Here is a 19,647-nt window from a genome sequence, read left to right as displayed (position 1 = left end):
CGGATCCGCGGCCGCAAACGACAGACCAGACAGGTTCCAGAAGTACCCTCCTTTCCCGCATGGCCACCTTCGACGTCGGTTCGCTCACTCCCGCGGAGATCGCAGCGCTCACCACCACGCAGCTCGCGACGCTGACGGGGTCGGAGTGGGCCTTGCTGACCGCCGAGCAGGTGGTGGCGCTGACGACCTTCCAGGTCTCGGCGCTCTCGGCGCGCCAGCTCAACTACCTGGCGTCCGGGCAGCTCGCGGCGATGGAGCTGCAGGACGTCCAGGCGATCAACACCGCCGCGATCCGGACGCTCACGACGTCCTCGCTGGCCGCGCTGACGTCCGACCAGATCCACGCGCTGACGACGGCGCAGATCCCGGCGCTGACGGTGGACCGGCTGCGCCGCATGGACAGCGACCAGTTCACCGCGCTCGACAGCACGCAGATCGCGGCGCTGTCGTCGGTGCAGGTGCGCGGCCTGGGCAGTCAGCAGATCGGCATGCTGACCACCGACGAGGTGGCCGTCTTCAGCACCGCCGCGATGCAGGTGCTGAACACGGTGCAGATCGGCGCGCTCAGCGTCGACCAGCTCAACGCCTTCAACACCGCCCAGATCGGCGCGCTGCGCGGCAACCAGACCAAGGGCCTGAGCGGCGACCAGCTCAGCGCGCTCAGCACCGAGGCCTTGCAGGCCCTGACGACCAGCGCGGTCCGCGGGCTGAGCACGACCGCCGTGTCTCACCTCTCGTCCGACGCGGTGCAGTCGCTGGACAGCAGGCAGATCGCCGCGCTGACCAGCCAGCAGTTCCGCACCCTGAGCACCGACGCGCTGGTGGCGCTGACGACCGAGCAGGCCGGCGCGCTCAACACGCTGCAGATCAAGTCCCTGAGCACCACGCAGGTCGCGGCGCTCGAGGGCGAAGACCTCGCCGCGATCGGCACCAAAGGCCTGCGCGCGCTGAATTCGCAGCAGCTCGGCGCGCTGTCCTCGGACCAGGTCGACGCGTTGAGCTCGCGTCAGGTGCAGAGCCTGACCTCGACCCAGCTGATCGGGCTCACCAGCGACCAGTTGCCGGCCTTCAGCACCGACGAGCTGCGCCTGATGAGCAGCAGTGCGCTGGTGGGCCTGAAGCCCGAGGTGCTCGCGGCGATGAGCGCCGAGCAGCTCGGCGCGCTCAAGACGGTGCAGATCGCGATGCTGACGACGCGCCAGCTGGCCGCGTTCGACACCGACGATCTGGCTGCGCTGTCGACCGCGCAGATCGCCGCGTTCAGTTCGAAGCAGCTGCAGTCGCTGACGCCGGAGCAGTTCCATTCGCTGACCACGGAAGACCTCGCCGCGCTCAGCGCCGCGACGCTGCGCGGCCTGACGCCGGCGCAGCTGGCCTCGCTGAGTTCGGAACAGCTCGCGGCGATCAGCGGCGCGCAAGCCGGATCGCTGTCGACGACGCAACTGCGCGACCTCAACGACGAGCAGCTGTCCGCGCTGGGGACCGGCGCGATCCAGGCGCTGTCGACGCGCGTGATCGCGACGCTGACCGACCACCAGCTCGACGTGCTGAACTCGGGCCAGCTGCAGGCGCTGACCACGAACCAGATCCGCGCGCTCACCACGGCGCAGTTGTCGGCGATGACGGTGGAAGACCTGAACACGCTGACGACGGGGCAGTTCGCCGCCTTCACGTCGGCGCAGTTCCGCGGCTTGACGACCGACCAGATCGCGCAACTCGAGCCCGAGGACTTCGGCGCCCTGAACGCGACGGTGATCCGCTCGCTGAGCAGCGCGCAGGTGCAGGCGCTGGACATCAACCTGGTCGCGGCCTTCAGCACCTCCCAGACCTTCGCCTTGAATGCTGCGCAGATCGGCGCACTGACCGCGAACCAGCTGCAGGTGCTGTCGTCGCAGGCGCTGCAGGCGATCTCGACGCTGGCGATCCGCGGCCTGAGCGCCGACCAGCTGGACGCGCTCGGCCCGACCGGTCTCGCCACGCTGCGCGACGCCCAGCTCGCCGCGCTGAGCACGGCGCAGGTGCGCAGCCTCGACCATGACAGCTTCAACGCGCTGGGATCGGCCCACTTCGCGGCCCTCACCTCGTTCCAGCTGGCGGCGATCTCCACGGCCGAGATCGGCGCGCTGGCGCCGGAGCTGCTCGCGGGCGTCAGGCCGATCTACCTGACCGCGCTGACGACCGGCCAGATCCACGAACTGAGCCGCGAGCAGGTCGGCGCCTTCGGCAGCGCGCAGACGGCGCTGCTGGGCACCGGCCAGATCGCCGCGCTGACGCCGTCGCAGATCGACGCGCTGTCGACCGACGGCGTGCGCGGCCTGAGCGTGCAGTCGTTGCAGACCTTCACGACCGACCAGCTCAACGCCCTCGTGCCCGAGCAGTTCGCAGCGATGCGGACCAACCAGGTCGCCTCGCTGACGACGGCGCAGTTGTCGGCGATGGAGCAGGCCGACCTGAACGCGCTGGACTCGACGCAGTTCGCGGTGTTCTCGTCGAAGCAGCTGGCCGCCTTCACGACCGACCAGATCAGCCAGCTGGAGTTCCAGGATGTCGTCGGCCTGAACACGCGCGCACTGCTGGGACTGACCTCCGCCCAGGTCGCCGCGATGAACGTCGACAGCATCGCGTCGCTGAGCAGCGCGCAGCTGGCGGCTCTGACGTCCAAACAGCTGCTCGGACTGACGGCGGACCAGATCGACCACCTGAGCACCGCCCAGCTCGCGAGCCTGGGTTCCCAGGCGCTCCTGGGCCTGACCAGCGACCAGTTCGGCTCGCTGGACCTGGACCAGATCGCCGCGCTGTCCGCCAAGCAGATGGCGGCGCTGACCTCGCTGCAGATCGCGGCCATGGACCCCACGGCGCTGGCGGCGCTGTCGACGCTGCAGTTCGCCGCCCTGCGGTCCTCGCAACTGGCGGCGCTGAGCGGCACGCAGATCGCCGCGCTGGAGACGCAGGACCTCGCCGTCCTGCACACCACCGCGCTGAAAGCGATGGGCTCCGACCAGATCGCGCTGTTCAGCACCGACCAGATCGCGGCGCTGCGGCCGGACCAGGTCGGCTCGCTGACTTTCCAGCAGGCGGCGGCGATGCACACCGACCAGATCCAGGCGCTGGGCACCGCGCAGGTGCTGGGCCTGACCAACGTCCAGGTGCTGGCCTGGACCAGCGACCAGATCGCGGCGCTGGACGCGCAGGACGTGGCCCTCCTGCCCGGCCGGGCGATCCGGGTGATGGACGCCGGCGACTTCGCCGCGCTGTCCACCGACCAGATCCACGCGCTGACCAGCACGCAGCTGGTCGAGATGACGAACGCGCAGCTGAGCGGCTTCGGCACCGAGGACTATGCGGCGCTGACCTCCTCGGCCTTCCGCGTCCTGGGCACGGCCACGCTGAACGCGCTGTCGACGGACGTCTTCGCGTCGCTCGGCGCGGAGCAGATCCACGGCCTGACCACGCAGACGCTGCGGGCGCTGCATACCGAAGCCTTCGCGGCCATGAACTCCCTCGCCATCGAGGCGCTGGACAGCCGCCAGGTCGCCTCGCTGACGACGCAGCAGCTGGCGGCGATCTCGTCGGAGGCCTTCGCCACGATGTCCAGCGACGACCTGACGGCCCTGAGCCGCGACCAGGCCAAGGCGCTGACGGTGGACCAGATCCATGCGATCGGCAGCGATGCGATCATCGGCTTCGAGACCCGCGACCTCGCGGTGCTGGGCATGGACCAGGTGCTGGCCTTCACCAGCGAGACCATCCATGCGATGTCGGGCGCCCAGCTGGACGCCCTGTTCCTGGCCACGCCGATCATGCTCAACCTCGACGGCCACGGCCTCGGGACGGTGTCGGCGGCGCAAGGCGTCAGCTTCGACATGAACAACACCGGCCACGCCCAGCAATGGGGATGGATGGCGCAGGGCAACGGCTTGCTGGCGCGCGACCTGAACGGCAACGGGCAGATCGACTCGGGGGCGGAGCTCTTCGGGACCGGCACCGTGCTGGCCAACGGCAAGCACGCGGCCAACGGCTACGAGGCGATGCAGGCCATGGACGCCAACGGCGACCATGTGCTGAACGCGCTGGACGCCGGCTTCGGCCAGTTGCGGATCTGGGCCGACGCCAACGGCAACGGCAAGACCGACGCCGGCGAACTCAAGTCGCTGTCGGAGCTCGGCATCGTCGAGCTGGACCTGAACGCGCAGGCGAGCTCGACCGTCGACCACGGCAATCTGATCGGCCTGATCTCCGGCTACAAGACCGCCGACGGCGTGACGCACCAGATGGGCGACGTCTGGTTCTCGAAATCGACGGACGCCGGCGCGGCAGCCGGCGAGGCCACGTCCGCCAAGGCGCACCTCGCGGCCGAGGACCTGCTGGCGGCGCCGGCCGCGGCGCCCACGACCGCGCTGCTGTCCGACGCGGCGCATACGGCCATGGCCACGGCCGCGGCCGCGGGATCGTCCGCCGCCGCGGACACGGTCTCCCCGTCCGTCCACCACGCCGCGATGGCCGCGCTCCACGCGAGCGCCAGGCGCCTCGAGGACGACGGCACCACGCCGCTGCTCTGACCGCCCCGCGGCCCCCGCGGGGCGCCGCCGGATCGGCAAGGCGCGCCACGACGGGCTGAATCCGGCCTGACGTCGTCCCGACGCTGGCCCGAAGTTGGCCGGCCCCCGTCCCCCTTATCCGCGCATGGTCGCCGCCCGGGGCGCGACACAATGGTCCAAAGATCAATGGACCGGTCGCCCTCTGCCGCCTGGCGGGGACCCGCGGCCGGACCATTCAAAGGGGCTTCGCGTTGAAAACACTGTGCATCGAAGGCTGGCGGGGGGTGAACCACTCCATCGCGATGGTCAACCAGAACCAGATCCTGGAGATGGTGAAGGACCCGCGGTTCGAGCTGTTCCACAAGGACGCGCCCTTCTTCATGCCGCACTGGGACAAGGGCAAGCTGGACTCCGGCTTCGCGCCCGAGGAGCGCGTGATCATCGACGGGCTGCCCGATCCGGGCGACCGCGTGATGGACGTGCGGCTGCGCATCGCGTCGCCGGTGCGCCTGGGTGATCCGGCGGCCGCGCGGCGCAACGCCACCTTCGTGGTCACCGAGTTCGGTCTCTCGGGCAAGAGTTTCGACCCGCCCGAGATGGCGCCCGCCGCGCTCACGCAGGGCGACGACATCGTCGTGACGCCGACCCGCTGGTCCAAGGCGCGGCTCGTCGATTACGGCTTCGAGGCCGACAAGGTGCTGGTCGTGCCGCACGGCTACAAGACCGACACCTTCTTCCCGATGACGCCCGAGCAGCGCCAGACCGCGCGCGCGGCGCTGGGCATGGCGCCGCACGAGACCGTGTTCACCAATGTCGGTGTCGCGACCTGGAACAAGGGCATCGACCTGCTGCTGCTGGCCTTCGCCGAACTGCGGCTGCAGGGCCTGCCGGTGCGGCTGATCCTCAAGGACCACCAAGGCCTGTACGGCATCGGCGTCGAGCGCGTCTTCGCCGAGCTGGCGGCGCGCGCGCCGCAGCTGAACACGCCCCAGGTCCGGGACGGGATCTCCGTCCTGTCGACCAGCCTCAACCTGCCGCAGCTGCGCTCGCTGTACGCGCTGTCCGACGCCTATGTCTCGCCCTACCGCGCCGAGGGCTTCAACCTGCCGGTACTGGAGGCGATGGGCTGCGGCACGCACGTGATCGTCAGCGGCGGCGGCGCCACCGACGACTTCACGCCGCCCGAGCTCTGCCACCGCCTGCACAGCCGCCCCGGCACCGACGCCGATGCGCCCCAGCCGGTCGGTGCCTTCGTCGTCCCGGACCTGGACGACCTGCGCGAGGCGATGCTGCAGGTCGTCGAGCAGCGCCTCACCCCGGCACCGCGCCGCGAGGCCGCCCGCCAGCGGCTGGAGAAGCGTTTCTCCTGGGCCACCGTGACGAAGCAGCTGCTGGACCTGATGTGACATGAGCGCGCCTTCCGTCCACGTCGCCGGCACCAGGCCGAGCATCGCCGTCGCCATCGTCGACACCGACCTGCACGTGCTCGCGCGCCAGGCGCTGCTGCACAGCATGCGGGCGATGGAACAGCAGGGGCTGCCCTTCAGCCAGGTGCTCATCTACTCGGACAAGCCCGAGCTGTGGCCCGGCCTGCCGGTCATCCCGGTGCCGACGCTGCGCTCGATCAACGAATACAACCTGCTGATCACCCGCGAGCTCGCGAAGCACCTGAGCGCGGACCATGTGCTGGTGATCCAGTACGACGGCTTCGTGCTCAACGCCGACCAGTTCTCGCCGCACTTCCTTCACTACGACTACATCGGCGCGCCCTGGCCCAACTACGAGGTCAACGAGGTCGGCAACGGCGGTTTCTCGTGGCGTTCCAAGCGGCTGGTCCATGCGGTCGCGCAACTCGACTATCCGGACCCGGCCGAGGCCGAGGATCTCTTCATCTGCCGCACGATGCGCGAAACGCTCGAGCGCGCCGGCTGCCGCTTCGCGCCGAAGGCGATCGCCTCGCACTTCTCGGTCGAGTTCCCGGCGGTGCCCTACCCGACCTTCGGCTTCCACGGCATCTTCCACCTGCCCAGCGTCTACCGCGAGATGCCCGACTTCCTGCTGGACCACCTCTCCGACCGCATCGTCAAGACGCGCAGCGGCTTCCTGCTGCCCGGGCTGCAGGCGGTCTCGCCGGCGGCGGCGCAGAAGCTGCAGGCGCGGCTGGACGCCCTCTCCTCGAAAGCCTCCCCATGAACGCGAAGAAGCAGATCGTCATCCTGATCCCCCACGGCGTGCAGACCGGCGGCCCGGAGGCCTTGCACCAGCTGTCGGACTCGCTGATCCGCCAGGGGCACGACGCACGCGTCTGGTACGTGCTGCCGACCGACCTCCCGGCGGTCGACGACCTGTTCCGCCGCAACGGCCTGACGGCCGGCACGGCGCTGAAGCTGCAGCCGCGGCCCAACACCGTGGCCGACTACCAGAAGTACCAGGTGCGGCTGGCCGAGGAGATCGCGATGACGCCAGACACCTGCGTCGTCCTGGCCGAGACCTATGTGCACTGGCTGCGCTACTTCCAGCCCTGCACGCCGATGGTCTGGTGGCTGAGCATCGACAACGCCTTCGAGTACCTGTCGGTCAACAAGATCAACCTGAACCTGCTGCGCAGCGAGCGGGTGCTTCACACCTACCAGTCCGGCTACGCGCACGACGTGATCCGGGCGCTGGGGTGCGGGCGCACGCTGCCGCTGTCGGACTACACGCCGGGCAAGCCGGCGCCGGCCGAGGGTGAGCCGGTCTTCGCGACCGCCGACAAGACCGACATCGCCCTGAACGCCAACCACAAGGTCGTCTACGACGTCGGCGCGATCGCGGCACGGCTGGAGGCCGAGAACGGCTGCAAGGTCCACCTGATCCGCGGCCTGACGCGCGCGCAGGTCTACGAGGCGCTGGGCCGAAGCAAGCTGTTCATCGACCTGGGCACCTTCCCGGGCAAGGACCGCCTGGCGCGCGAGGCGCTGATGCGCGACTGCTGCGTCTTCGCGCTGGATGTCGGTGCGGCGCGCGACTACGCGCTGCCCGGCGAGTGCTATTTCAAGCCGGACCAGGTCGACCAGGTCTTCGCCGGCGCGCACGAGCTGATGCGCAACTTCCCGCTCTACCTGGAGCTTTCGCGTCCCGCCCAGCAGGCGGTGCAGCGCGAACGGATGATCTTCGAGCGCGAGGTCGCCGGGCTGGCGCACGCCTTCGGCGCCTGAGCCCCGAGGGCCGAGAGCCGGGCAGTCTCGGGTTTTCCCTGGCCGTGGGGCCCTCCTCTCCCTGATGTAGGTGATCGCAGCACACGCGTTTCGGCGCGCTTCCAATTGAGAAACGTGCGGATAGCGCCGAAGATCACATTGGGACCGGAACCACGGTTCCACATCCATCAGGGGGATAACAAATGAACTTCTCAGGCCTCAAGGTCAAGACCAAGCTGTGGGCGGGTTTCGGCGTGATGGCGGTGATCGTCGCCGCCGTGTCCGGCGCGGCGCTGCACTGGCTCAACCAGTCGAGCACGCGCGTCGAGAACTACCTGAGCGGCGTAGCCGCCCGGGAGCGCATGGTGATCGCCGTGCAGTCCGCGGCGAAGTCGCGCGCCATCGCGGCCCGCAACCTGGTGCTGGTCACCACGCCGGAGGACCGGACGAAGGAACTGGCCGCCGTCACCAAGGCGCATGAGGAAGTCGGCCAGTCGCTGGCGACGCTGAAATCCCACCTGGCCGCCGCGAAGGACGCGACGCCGCAGGACCGCGCCCTCTTCGACAAGGTCGCCGGGATCGAGGAGCAGTACGGCAAGGTCGCCCTGGTGATCGTGGGCCTGGCCCAACGACGGCAAGCGCGACGACGCCGTCGCCAAGATGAATGCGGAATGCCGTCCGCTGCTGGCGGCGCTGCTGACCGCCACCGGCGATTTCATCCGCTATGAGGATGAGCGCTCCGCCGCCGAGACCAAGGAGGCGACCGAGCTCTTCGCCACCGACCGGAACCTGCTCATCGTCACGGCGATCCTGTCGGCCGGTGTGGCCGGCCTGCTGGGCTGGCTGATCAGCCGCGCGGTGACGGCGCCGCTGAACCGCGCGATCAAGGTGGCACAGTCGGTGGCCGACGGCGACCTGCGCGACGAGATCCAGGTCGACGGCCGCGACGAACTGAGCCAGCTGCTGACGGCCTTGAAGGCGATGAGCGGCAACCTCTCGACCATGGTGTCCAACGTGCGCCAGGCCGCGGACGGCATCGCCACCGCGTCGACGCAGATCGCCAGCGGCAACCAGGACCTGTCCAGCCGCACCGAGACCCAGGCCAGCGCGCTGCAGGAGACGGCGTCCTCGATGGCGCAGATGACCGAGACCGTGCAGGTCAACGCCGAGTCCTCGCGCAAGGCCACCGGCCTGGCCGATGCCGCGGCGCAGGTCGCCGGCCAGGGCGGCGAAGTCGTCCACCGCGTCATGACGACGATGGAGGCCATCACCGGTTCCAGCAAGCGGATCGGCGACATCACCAGCGTGATCGACGGCATTGCGTTCCAGACCAACATCCTGGCGCTGAACGCGGCCGTCGAGGCGGCTCGTGCCGGCGAGCAGGGCCGCGGCTTCGCCGTCGTGGCCAGCGAGGTGCGGGCCCTGGCGCAGCGCAGCGCCCAGGCGGCCAAGGAGATCAAGACGCTGATCTCGGACTCGGTCGCGACGGTCGATGCCGGCGCGGTGCAGGTGCAGGAAGCCGGCCGCACGATGGACGAGGTGCTGACGCAGGTCCGCAAGGTCACCGACCTGATGGGCGAGATCAGCGCCTCCACCGACCAGCAGACCCACGGCATCGTGCAGGTCAACGAGGCGGTCGCGGCGATCGACCGCGGCACGCAGCAGAACGCGGCGCTGGTCGAGCAGAGTGCCGCGGCGGCCGAAAGCCTGCGTCAGCAGGCGATGGCCCTGACCGAGGCGATCGCCCGGTTCAAGGTGCGCGGGATGGCGGTGGCCTGACGCCACGGTCATTCGCGGATCACGGTCAATCGCGGACGCCGGCGCTCATGCCGGCGGATTGCAGTAAAACCCGAAACGGGAGCCTGAAAGGCTCCCGTTTTTCCTTCCATGGCTGCATCCATGCTGGTGCAGATCCGTTGTTCGTGCGATCGCCGGACGCGTGCTCGGAAACTTGTTGCAACCGGCTTTGAACCTGCTGCGATGCAGCATAGAGTCTGCCGGTGTTCAGCCAGCTCGTGAGGTCCAGCATGAGTTCGATCGCCATGACGATGTTCCTCGACTCCACCCCCGGGGAGCTCGTCGACCTGCCGCATGCCGGCTCCGCCCTGGAGCATCCGCTCGTCTTCGACAGCGCCGCGCGCGAGATCCAGCAGCTCGCCGCCGACGGCAGGGCCGAGGTGATCCAGCAGCGCGTGAGCACCGTGGGCGACAAGTCCCTCATCGAGGAACTGCGCTTCCGACGCATCGTCTGAGTCAAGGCGAAACGGCGCTCGCTGCCAGGTCCGCCTGCATCCGCGCGCGCATCTCCGCGATGCGTCGGCGTTTCTCTTCGCCCTTCGCCAACTGCTCCGGCGACACCCCCATCGCGCGCCCCTGTTCGATCTGCTGATCGAGCCGCGGGAGCTCGCGGTCCGCGGCGTCGACGAAAGCGCGTTGCACCGCCTGGTGGCGGTCCTGCTCTCGCCTCGAGTAGGCCGGATGGTTGTCGAGCTGCCAGGCTGGCGTGGCCGCCTCCGGCACCGACCGCTCGATCGGCGGCGAGCGATCGTCGCCCGCGACGCGCGAGTCCGCCATGCTCCATGCCGCCGGGAGCTCGCTGCCAGGTGAGGAGGCCGGTAGCGACGCCGACGCGGCCGACACATCACTTCCCGACGGGCCGTCCGCAGGTGGCGTCGGTGCCACGCTGTCGCCCGAGCCCTCTCCTCCACCCGCCCCGCTCGCCGCCGAGACCGCGGCCTCGGCGGAAGGAGTTGCGGTCAGTGGCGCGGGTCGGGGCTCATCGGATCGACCGCCGACGGCGATCCATGCGATCACGACGCCTGCCAGCACGATCGCCGCCCCGACCTCAATGCGCATGCCCGTGCTCCCCGCCCGCAGGCGTCGGCCGTTGCGGCTCGAAGGACCGCTCCGGCGGCGTGATGCCCGGTGCCCAGCGCAAGCCCGCGGACGCCAGCAGCTCGACCTGCCGCTGCTGCCAGCGCGCCTCCAGCTTCTCCAGGGCCACGGCCTGCCGGGCCTCGTGACGGACCGTCTCGCTGTCGGCCGGATGGTGGCCTCGCTTGACCGAGAGGGCCTGCACCCGCTCCCAACCCTCGCCATCCGGATGCCGGATCGGCGGCGAGGCCTGACCCACGGGCCAGGCCTGCAGCAGGTCGAGCACCCAGGCGTCGACGTCGGCCTGGGGCCGCGCATCGCCGAGCCGCCACACGACCCGCGTCACGCCGGGCCGCCCCCTCAGGTCCGGCACCGGCGCCTCGTCCGCACAGCCGGCGCGATCACAGCGCAGGCGCAAGCCCTCGACGGACTCCAGGCGTTCGAAACGATCCCGATGGGCGCGGTAGTAGGCCTCGATCTCGTCCGGCGTGACAGCCGCCGCCAACGCATCCCGGAGCGGCGCATCCCCGTGCGGATCGCCGGTCAGGCCCCACCAGCGCTGCCAGGCGAGCTTGCGCTGCCGCGCCTCGATGACCCGGCGCGCGAAGTCGAGCTCGGCGGCGCTCCAGCCGCTGTCGCGACGAAGCCATGACTCGACGAACCGTTCCCGCAGCAGTTGCCGCGCCTGCGCCCGGGCAAAGTCGAGATCACCGGCGCGCAGGAGTCGACGCCCCTGGACGTTCTGCAACGGCCAGAGGTCGGCCAGTGTGATCGCACCGGCGGGTCTGCCGCCGAAGCCACGATGTCGCAGCAGGACGAGGCGCGCCGCGGCGGCCAGCTGGGCCTCGTCGAGGTCTTCGTTCATCCGGAGACGGTCGCCCTGCCCGCTTGCCCACAGCGCCTGCCATGCACGCGCATCGACGGTCAGCGGCATCTCTGGCGCCGCGGCCTGCCAATCGCGCTCTATCCGCTCGGGCCAGACCTGCTGCAAGGTGGCGAGCCATTGACGTCGCGCATCGACCTCCGGCGCGAAAGCGACGCGCCTGCTCGCGAACAGCGCCGCGTCGCCAACCTCGCGCGCCGCGGCATCGCCCATCAGCAGGTCGATGGCCAGCAGACGCGTCAGTTCCTGCAGGGTCAGGTCGGGCTGCTCACGTCGGGCGAGCATCAGCAGCGCCTCGGTCGGACGACGCGGGATCGCCTCGTCGCCGACGCGGGCGATCCAGGCCGACGCGGCGCGCGCGTCGGCCGACGTGGCCGCGAATCCGGCGTTCACCGGCAGCAGCGTCGCGCCGCACGCGAATGCGAACGCCATGGCCATCGCCGCCACGGCCGCCGCCGTGGCGCGCGGGCGTCGTGCCCTCACAGCCGTTCGGCCGCGCGGTTCAGCAGATGGACGACCATCGCGATCGCATGCGGCACGACGACGCGCCCCACGTCGCGACGCACCGCGTGGTCGGTCGTCGACAGCACCTGCCCGCCGCGGCTGTACGAGATCTGGCCGCCCTGGCGCAGCAGCGGCCGGATGTCCGCCGCCGTGGTCGCCAACGGCGTGTAGCTGCCCAGCGCCGTGGTGACGAGCGCGTCGCCGTTCAGCGCCTCGCTGTCGTAGTAGTCCTTGACCCAGGTCTCCCAGCCGGAGTGGTTCAGCGCGGAGGTCGTCCAGGTGTGATGCGGCTGCAGCAGGTCCGTCGTGTGCATGACGAAGCCCAGGCTCTGCACCGTCGGTCGTGCCAGGAACTGCGACCACCAGTACTGGCCAAGGTTGTCGATCGGCTGGAACGGCGCCTTCTCGAAGTCCGCGTACATCGACGGGCTCGACGACCCGCCCTGGCGATAGTTCGCTTCGGTCAGGCCGTACGAGTTGTACTTGCTCCCATCGCTGAACCAGCCCTTCATGCCGCCCTTGCCGTCGTCCAGGTGGTCGCCGACCAGCCAGGCGGCGGCGAGGTCGTCGATGTCGCCCTTCACCGTGAGCCTGCCGTAGTTGTAGCCGCCGTACGGGTTGCCATGGACGTCCGGTCCCTGCGTGCGGTTCTGGAAGTGCCAGTAGGACGTGTAGTTGACGATGCCCGAGCCCAGTCCCCAGACCGGCGCGAGCACGCAGTCGCCGGTCACGGCGCCGCAGAGGTAGGTATCGGCGAAGTCGTCGACGTCATAGGCGCCCTGGCCCAGCTGCTCGGCGAACTGGTCGATCGTGTAGCCGGCGCGCGTCACGCCGGCCAGCAGCTTCGCGTAGTTGGTGGTGTCCGCATGCCGCTGCATGTAGCGGACCGCATCGATGGCGATGCGCTTGTGGGTCTCTTGGGCGAAGGCGTTGGCCCCGGTCTGATGGACGAGGCCGGCCGCCGCGGCGGCCAGAAGCAGGATGGATCGCATCGAAGTCTTCCCTGATGGTCCCGAATGCCGCGTGCTTTCCGCACGTCGAAATATGGGGACCGATGTTCGGGGAAGTGGATGACGATCCGGTGAAGGAATCGCGTCGCGCCGGGGTTCTCCCTGTCCCCCGGCGCCGGGACGTCGACCGGCGCCGGGGCTTGGCTCCTGGGGTCAGGACTTGCCTTCCGCGGCCGTCCGCGCTGCCGCGAAGCGGCGTGCCACCTCGTCCCAGTTCACCACGTTGTAGAACGCCGCGATGTAGTCGGGACGACGGTTCTGGTACTGCAGGTAGTACGCGTGCTCCCACACGTCCAGGCCGAGGATCGGTGTGCCGCCGGAGCCGATGCCGACCATCAGCGGGCTGTCCTGGTTGGCACTGCTCTCGACGCCGAGCCGGCCCTGCGCATCGACCGAGAGCCACGCCCAACCGCTGCCGAAGCGGGTCAACGCCGCCTTGGTGAACTTGTCCTTGAACGCGTCGAGGCCGCCGAGGTCGGCGTCGATCGCCCGGGCCAGGTCCGCCGTCGGCGCGCCGCCGCCGCCCTTGCCTGCCGGCGCCATCACGGTCCAGAACAGGCTGTGGTTGGCGTGGCCGCCGCCGTTGTTGCGTACCACGCCGCGGATGTTTTCCGGCAAGGCGTCGAGCTGGACGATCAGCTGTTCGGCCGGGATGTCGGCGAAGGCGGTGCCTTCCACCGCACCGTTCAGGTTGTTGATGTAGGTCTGGTGGTGCTTGGTGTGATGGATCTCCATCGTGCGCGCGTCGAGGTGGGGTTCGAGCGCGTCGACGGTGTAGGGCAGCGGCGGCAGGACATGAGGCATCGTGAGACTCCGGAGGAGCCCGTCGCGTCGTGCTGCCGGGAAGGTCGCTGGTGCGGGGCGGTTGAAGGATGGGAGCGCCATTCTTGTCGCTCCACGCGCCGCGCTCAAGTCAGAGGATCAGAAGACCCGACCCGTACGAGGTCATGCCCTTGTGTCAGATCTTGCCCGGCTTTCCCATGAGCTTGCCGACCGCCTTGTCGACGGCACGCTTCGGCGGCTTGATCGCCGGACGCGCGTTGCGCACGCGATTGGCCAGGAACACCTCGCCGATGTCCAGCGAGCTCTCATGTCCCACATGCTTCGCACAGGTGCTCAGCCAGCCATCGGCCGCCGTGCGCCCGAGCCCGAACAGCGTCGTCAGCAGCCGCGGGTCGGTGTTGAGCTTGCTGGAGGCGCCGAACTGCGCCAGCCCGCCCTCGTCGGCCACGCGGTGCAGCCGCATCTGCTTGTAGCGTGTCGGATCGACGCGCTGGTCGCGCAACAGCCGCTGCACGAAGTGGATCGCCCGCAGCTCGGCCACCAGGCTCGCATTGAAGGTGATCTCGTTGATGCGGTCGTCGATCTCGGTGGACGTGCGTGGGATCCCGTCGTGCTGACGCGGGTTGATCTGGATCAGCAAGACGTCGTCGGACTCGGTGCCGTAGACCAGCGGCCACAGCGCCGGATTGCCCGAGAAGCCGCCGTCCCAGAACGGTTCGCCGTCGATGACGACCGTCTGCGCGCTGTGCGGCAGACAGGCCGACGCCATCAGCGCCTCGATGCTCAGGTCGTCGCCGCTGAACACGCGCGGCTGGCCGGTGCGCACCGAGGTCGCCGTGACGAACACCTTGACCGGCCCGGCGTGCACGGCGTCGATGTCGACGTGCCGGCGGACGATGTCCCGCAACGGGTCGAGATTGAAGGGGTTGAGCTGATACGGGCTCCACAGCCGCAGCCAGGCATCCCAGGCGGCCATCCCCGGCCAGGCGCTGCGATTGAAGACCCAGGCGGGCGTCTCGAGCCGCGCGGCGTCCGCCAGGCCCTTCGCCTCGCCCACGACGCCGAAGCACGCCGGCACGCCGGAGACGTCCTGCCAGAAGCGCGACAGTGCCTGGCGCGCACCCAGCGCCCCGCCCTTGGCGAAGCCGGTGGCCATCACCGCGGCGTTCATCGCACCTGCGCTGGTGCCCGACACCCCGTCGATGCGCAGCGAGCCGTCCTCCAGCAGCCGGTCCAGGACGCCCCAGGTGAAGGCGCCATGGGAGCCGCCGCCCTGCAGGGCGAGATCGATCGGTCGGGGCGATGTCGACATGGCGTGAAGGCGCGAGGGTCGGGTCTCGCGCGGCTGCGGTGGAACCCGCAGCCTACCTCGGCGGCGCGTCGTGCGGCAGCCAGCGCCTGTAGAGGGCCTGGAAGGTGCCGTCGCGCTTCATCTCGTTGAGCTGCGACTGCCAGGCGTGGATGGTTCCCATCGGCGTGCTGCGCGAGAAGGCGATGTAGCCCTCGCTGGCGGCGAAGCTGAAGACCTCCTCCAATGCGTCCTTGTCCACGCCGGCCTGCACCAGCGTCTGCGGCATCGACAGCTTCTCCGCCGCGAATAGCGGTGCCCGCCCGGCGGCCAGCATGCGCACGCCCTGGATGGGATCGCTGATCTGCTGCAGGTTGTGGAAGCCCGCCGACTGGAGCTGCGTCAACGTGTACCAGTCCCGCACGACCAGCACCTTGGGCGCGCGTTTCGCCTCGGCCAGCGAGCGCAGCCGGATGCCGCTGCCGGCCTTCGCGTAGAAGGTGCTCTGGAAGGTGACGATCGGGCCGACCCACTGGAAAAGCTTCTCGCGCTCGGGGATCCGGGCCATCGAGAACAATGCCGCCGGCGGTCCGTCCTGCGCTTCACGGAACGCGCGCGCCCAGGGCATGAACTCGATCGGCAGCGATTGGCCGAGCCGCTTCTGGATCGCCTGCACGATGTCCACCGAGAGGCCGCGCGGCTGGCCGAGCTCGGTGAAGTTGATCGGCGGGAATTCCTCGCTCAGCAGGCGCAGCGACACGGCCGGCGCGCCGCCGGACGAGGCGATGGCCGCCGCGGACGTGGTGGGCGCCGCTGGCGTTGCGGGCGGCGCGGGCGGTGTCGACGCCGGCCCCGGCCCGAAGGCCGGAGGCGGCAAGGTGGCATGGCCGGCGGCGTGTGCGCCGCTGAACCAGGCCAGACCCGCCAGGGTCAGGTGTCGTCGATGCATCCGCGAATCAGGTAAGGCGTTCGAACCATGATAGGCGGCGGTAACGAAATGTCTTCCGCGCATCGGGGAGAAAGCGACAGGCGTGGTGCGCATTCGTGCGCAGGCGCGGACGGGGAAAACACCGAGCCGCGCTGTCGCACGCGCGTCACGCGTTCATTTCACGCGCTCGCGTCAGGCGCTCACTTGCCCCCGCGCAGCTGCGTCAGTTGCGCCTGCGTTTCGTTCCACAGGTCCATCCCCACCTGCGTCGCCACGCCCGCGTTCACGCGGGTCAGCCTGTCGCGCATGCGGGCCGTCTCGGCGGGGCTGAGCTCGTTGACGGCCATGCCCTTGGCCTTGAGTTCGGCCAGCGCCTTCGCGGCCTCGTCGCGCGTGTCCTTGCGCTCGAAGTCGCGGCTCTTGACGGCCGCCTGCTGCAGCACCGCCTGCTCGTCCTTGGACAGGCCGTCCCAGAACTTCTTGGACACCGTCACGATCCACGGGCTGTAGACGTGGTTGGTCACCGTCAAGTACTTTTGCACCTCGTAGAACTTGGCCGACAGGATGGTGTTGTACGGGTTCTCCTGACCGTCGACCGCATTGGTCTCCAGCGCGGTGAACAGCTCGGAATACGGCAGCGGCACCGCATTCGCGCCCAGCTGCTTGAAGCTGTCCAGGAAGACGTTGTTCTGCATCACGCGCAGCTTGATGCCATTGAGGTCCTCGAGCTTGTTGACCGCGTGCTTGCTGTTGGTCAGGTTGCGGAAGCCGTTCTCCCAGTAGACGAGGCCGACCAAGCCCTTGTCCGTCAGCCTGGACTTGACCTTGTCGCCCACCGGTCCGTCCAGCAGCGCATCGGCCTCGCGGACGTTGTTGACCAGGAAGGGCGTGTCCCACAGCGCCATCTCCTTGGCGATGCCGACCAGGGTCGCGGTCGACCCGACCATCATCTCCTGCGCGCCGCCGATCAGCGCCTGCTGCATCTGCGTGTCCGGGCCGAGCGCCGCGCCGCCGATCGCGCGTACCTTCATCTTGCCGCCGGAGAGCTTCTGCACCTCGTCGGCGAAGGCCTTGACCGCGCGGCCCTGGTTGCTGTTCTCCGCCAGGCCGTAGCCGAAGCGGATCAGGCGCGGCTTGATGTCGGCGGCCTGTGCGGGCAGCACGGCGGCCAGCATCGTTGCGGTCAACGCGGTCGCGACGGACAGGATCCGGCGGCGGGTGGTCAGGCTCTTCAGGCGCTTCGGGCTCATGGTTGTCTCCTTTGGGGGCAAATGGGACTCGATGGAATTCGGTGGGACCCCGCGGGTCAGCGCATCCACTTGATGGGCGCGGTGACGAGTTCGGGGAACGCGGTGAACGCCACCAGGATGAGGGTGTAGGTGATCAGGAACGGGTTCACGCCCTTGATGACCTGGTGCATGGACAACCGGCCGACGCCGGCCACGACGTTGAGCACCGTGCCCACCGGCGGCGTGATCAGGCCGATGGCGCCGTTGAGCACGAACATCAGGCCGAAGTAGACCGGATCGATGCCCGCCTTGACGGCGATGGGCAGCATCACCGGGGCGAAGATCAGGATGGTCGGCGTCAGGTCCAGCGCCGTGCCGATGACCACGAGGATCACCATCATCAGCGCCATCAGCAGGCGCGGCGATTCGATCAGTCCGCCCAGCCAGCCGGTGAGCACGCCCGGCAGGTCGGCCAGCGTGATCATGTAGCTCGCGACCTGCGCGCCGGCGCACAGGAACATCACGATCGCCGTCGTCTTGGCGGCGCGGACCAGCACGCCGTGGAGGTCGCGCAGGCTCATCTCGCGATGGACGACGAAGCTGATCACCAGCGCATAGAACGCGGCCACCACGGCGGCCTCGGTCGGGGTGAAGACGCCGGTCTTCATGCCGCCGATGATGATCAGCGGCATCAGCAGCGCCCAGAAGGCCTTGGCGCTCGCCTTGAGCCGCTCGCCCATCGGCAGCGGGACGCCCGGCGGCAGGTCCATCTTGCGCAGCTGCAGCTTCCACGCGATCAGCAGCCCCGCGCCCATGAACAGCCCGGGCACGATCCCGGAGATGAACAGCGCGGAGATCGAGGTGTTGGTCGTCACCCCGTAGATGACGAAGGGCATCGACGGCGGGATGATCGGCGCGATGATGCCGCCCGAGGCGATCAGGCCGGCGGACGTCGCCATCGGATACCCGTGGCGCTGCATCATCGGCAGCAGGATCGTGGCGAGCGCGGCGGTGTCCGCGAGGGCCGAACCGCTCATGCTGGCCATCAGCACGGCGGCGCCGATCGCGACGAAGCCCAGGCCGCCGCGGATGTGCCCGACCCAGGCCTGGGCCATCTGGATGATGCGCCGGCTGATGCCGCCGGCGTTCATCAGCTCGCCGGCGAGGATGAAGAACGGGACCGCCAGCAGCGGGAAGCTGTCGATGCCGGCGACCAGGTTCTGCGCGAGCAGCTGGGTGTCCCAGAAGTCCAGCGACCAGGCCATGCCGGCGCCGGTCAGCACCAGCGCGAAGGCCATCGGGATGCCCAGGCCCATCAGCAGCAGCATGCCGACGGAGAAGACGATGAAGGCGAGTGCTTCGTTGCTCATGATCGATGCACCCTGCCCTTATTCGATGTCCGACTCGTGCTCGAGGTCGAGCGGCCGCTGGCGGACCAGTTCCCACGACGCCATCACCGCGATGGCGGCGCACGACAGCAACGCGGGCAGCGGCAGCAGCGCGTTGGAATAGCCCAGCACGACCGACTGGCTGTCCAGCCCGACGACGACCTGCTGCCACGCGCCCCACCCGACCAGCGCGGCCGCGGCGATGACGGCGATGCGGATCACCGCGGTGACGACGCGCAGCGCGACCGGCTTGTTGCGCAGCGGCAGCAGCAGGCTCGTGAACGCCATGTGCTCGCCGAGCGGATAGGCCGCGGTCGCGCCGATGAAGACCATCCACACGAACAGCAGGCGCGACAGTTCCTCGCTCGCGTTGATGCCGCTGCCGAAGCCGTAACGCAGCACGACGTTGATGAACACCGCGAGCGCCATCACGCCGAGGCACAGGGCCATCGCGGCCTCCGCGACGATCTGCGGGCGCGAGCGGCGCGCGGGTGGCGCCGAGGCGGCGGGAGCATCCGGGGCGGGCGTGGTCATGGGGCAGTCTCCTGATTGTTCTGCGGGCCGAGCAGCGCGACCGCCAGATCGACCTGCTCCGCCAGCGTCAGCGTCGCGGGGACGGTGATGACGCCGGGCTCGCCGACGGGCGATTCCAAGGTGGCGAACTGGCTGTCGACCAGCGTGCTCGAGAAGAAGTGGCGGTCGGCCCGATCGGCGACGCGCTGCAGCGCGAGCGCCCGGTCGATGTCGATGAACACGAAACGCAGCGACGGGCACGCGCGGCGCAGCCGGTCGCGGTACGCGCGCTTGAGCGCGGAGCAGCTGAGGACGACCGGCGACTGCTCGGCCAGCATCTGCCCGAGCCGTTCCAGCCAGCCCCAGCGATCCTCGTCGGTGAGCGGCCGGCCGGCCTGCATCTTGGCGATCGAGGCCGGTGCGTGGTGCGCGTCGCCCTCGATGAAGGGCCAGTGCAGCGCCTGGGCGAGCGCCTGTCCGACGCTGGTCTTGCCGCAACCGGCCACGCCCATCACGACGATGGCGCGCGCGGA

At 69.5% G+C, this 19,647-nt stretch carries 18 protein-coding genes; 7 read left to right on the top strand and 11 right to left on the bottom strand.

Going from position 1 to position 19,647, the window contains the following annotated elements:
- Positions 1–59: 59 nt before the first annotated feature.
- From ACQ86G_RS20315 to ACQ86G_RS20290, 6 genes are all read left to right on the top strand, one after another.
- Entirely contained in the window at positions 60–4,559 is a 4,500-nt protein-coding gene (locus ACQ86G_RS20315; protein WP_431257015.1) for a hypothetical protein, read from the top strand.
- Between the two features lie 263 nt (positions 4,560–4,822).
- Positions 4,823–5,944 carry a glycosyltransferase family 4 protein gene (locus tag ACQ86G_RS20310; protein WP_431257014.1) on the top strand — a complete coding sequence of 374 codons (1,122 nt, stop codon included), beginning with the start codon at positions 4,823–4,825 and terminating at the stop codon, positions 5,942–5,944.
- 1 nt (position 5,945) lies between these two features.
- A complete protein-coding gene (locus ACQ86G_RS20305; RefSeq protein ID WP_431257013.1) occupies positions 5,946–6,731 on the top strand; it encodes a DUF5672 family protein in 786 nt (261 codons plus the stop codon).
- A complete protein-coding gene (locus ACQ86G_RS20300) occupies positions 6,728–7,735 on the top strand; it encodes a hypothetical protein (protein WP_431257012.1) in 1,008 nt (335 codons plus the stop codon). Before ACQ86G_RS20305 ends, ACQ86G_RS20300 begins: the two co-directional genes overlap by 4 nt.
- 182 nt (positions 7,736–7,917) lie before the next feature.
- Positions 7,918–8,442, top strand: coding sequence for an MCP four helix bundle domain-containing protein (locus tag ACQ86G_RS20295; protein ID WP_431257011.1), 525 nt, complete (start codon positions 7,918–7,920; stop codon positions 8,440–8,442).
- A complete protein-coding gene (locus ACQ86G_RS20290; protein ID WP_431257010.1) occupies positions 8,375–9,493 on the top strand; it encodes a methyl-accepting chemotaxis protein in 1,119 nt (372 codons plus the stop codon). Before ACQ86G_RS20295 ends, ACQ86G_RS20290 begins: the two co-directional genes overlap by 68 nt.
- Before the next feature lie 25 nt (positions 9,494–9,518).
- On the opposite strand, the gene ACQ86G_RS20285 is transcribed toward ACQ86G_RS20290, so the two are convergent.
- Positions 9,519–9,758, bottom strand: a complete 240-nt coding sequence (locus ACQ86G_RS20285) for a hypothetical protein (protein ID WP_431257009.1) — start codon at positions 9,756–9,758, stop codon at positions 9,519–9,521.
- Between ACQ86G_RS20285 and ACQ86G_RS20280 the strand changes: the two genes are divergently transcribed.
- Positions 9,742–9,966, top strand: a complete 225-nt coding sequence (locus tag ACQ86G_RS20280) for a hypothetical protein (RefSeq protein ID WP_431257008.1) — start codon at positions 9,742–9,744, stop codon at positions 9,964–9,966. The two genes, ACQ86G_RS20285 and ACQ86G_RS20280, sit on opposite strands and share 17 nt — an antisense overlap.
- Position 9,967: 1 nt before the next feature.
- On the opposite strand, the gene ACQ86G_RS20275 is transcribed toward ACQ86G_RS20280, so the two are convergent.
- The 10 genes from ACQ86G_RS20275 to ACQ86G_RS20230 all read right to left on the bottom strand — a co-directional run bounded on the left by ACQ86G_RS20275 (position 9,968) and on the right by ACQ86G_RS20230 (position 19,626).
- Complete coding sequence (locus tag ACQ86G_RS20275; protein ID WP_431257007.1) at positions 9,968–10,570, bottom strand: hypothetical protein; 603 nt, start codon at positions 10,568–10,570, stop codon at positions 9,968–9,970.
- A complete protein-coding gene (locus ACQ86G_RS20270; protein ID WP_431257006.1) occupies positions 10,560–11,903 on the bottom strand; it encodes a hypothetical protein in 1,344 nt (447 codons plus the stop codon). Before ACQ86G_RS20270 ends, ACQ86G_RS20275 begins: the two co-directional genes overlap by 11 nt.
- Before the next feature lie 47 nt (positions 11,904–11,950).
- Positions 11,951–12,967 (bottom strand): phospholipase, encoded by a 1,017-nt coding sequence (locus ACQ86G_RS20265; RefSeq protein WP_431257005.1) that lies wholly within the window; start codon positions 12,965–12,967, stop codon positions 11,951–11,953.
- A gap of 171 nt (positions 12,968–13,138) precedes the next feature.
- Positions 13,139–13,789 (bottom strand): superoxide dismutase, encoded by a 651-nt coding sequence (locus tag ACQ86G_RS20260; protein WP_431257004.1) that lies wholly within the window; start codon positions 13,787–13,789, stop codon positions 13,139–13,141.
- 154 nt (positions 13,790–13,943) lie between these two features.
- Positions 13,944–15,080 (bottom strand): patatin-like phospholipase family protein, encoded by a 1,137-nt coding sequence (locus tag ACQ86G_RS20255; protein WP_431257003.1) that lies wholly within the window; start codon positions 15,078–15,080, stop codon positions 13,944–13,946.
- Between the two features lie 52 nt (positions 15,081–15,132).
- Positions 15,133–16,005, bottom strand: coding sequence for a substrate-binding periplasmic protein (locus tag ACQ86G_RS20250; protein WP_431257002.1), 873 nt, complete (start codon positions 16,003–16,005; stop codon positions 15,133–15,135).
- 179 nt (positions 16,006–16,184) lie between these two features.
- Positions 16,185–17,159, bottom strand: a complete 975-nt coding sequence (locus ACQ86G_RS20245) for a TRAP transporter substrate-binding protein (RefSeq protein WP_431261456.1) — start codon at positions 17,157–17,159, stop codon at positions 16,185–16,187.
- Positions 17,160–17,290: 131 nt separating this feature from the next.
- Positions 17,291–18,583: a TRAP transporter large permease gene (locus ACQ86G_RS20240; protein WP_431257001.1), complete on the bottom strand. Its 1,293-nt coding sequence runs from the start codon at positions 18,581–18,583 to the stop codon at positions 17,291–17,293.
- An 18-nt stretch (positions 18,584–18,601) separates the two neighbouring features.
- A complete protein-coding gene (locus ACQ86G_RS20235; protein ID WP_431257000.1) occupies positions 18,602–19,135 on the bottom strand; it encodes a TRAP transporter small permease subunit in 534 nt (177 codons plus the stop codon).
- The gene (locus ACQ86G_RS20230; protein WP_431261455.1) at positions 19,132–19,626 is read right to left on the bottom strand and encodes a gluconokinase; all 495 of its coding nucleotides are present in this window, start codon (positions 19,624–19,626) and stop codon (positions 19,132–19,134) included. Before ACQ86G_RS20230 ends, ACQ86G_RS20235 begins: the two co-directional genes overlap by 4 nt.
- Positions 19,627–19,647: the final 21 nt, after the last annotated feature.

Origin of the sequence: Roseateles chitinivorans, from assembly GCF_050632145.1 — a bacterium.
Taxonomy (GTDB): domain Bacteria; phylum Pseudomonadota; class Gammaproteobacteria; order Burkholderiales; family Burkholderiaceae_C; genus Roseateles; species Roseateles chitinivorans_B.
This window is presented reverse-complemented; position numbering and strand designations above follow the sequence as displayed.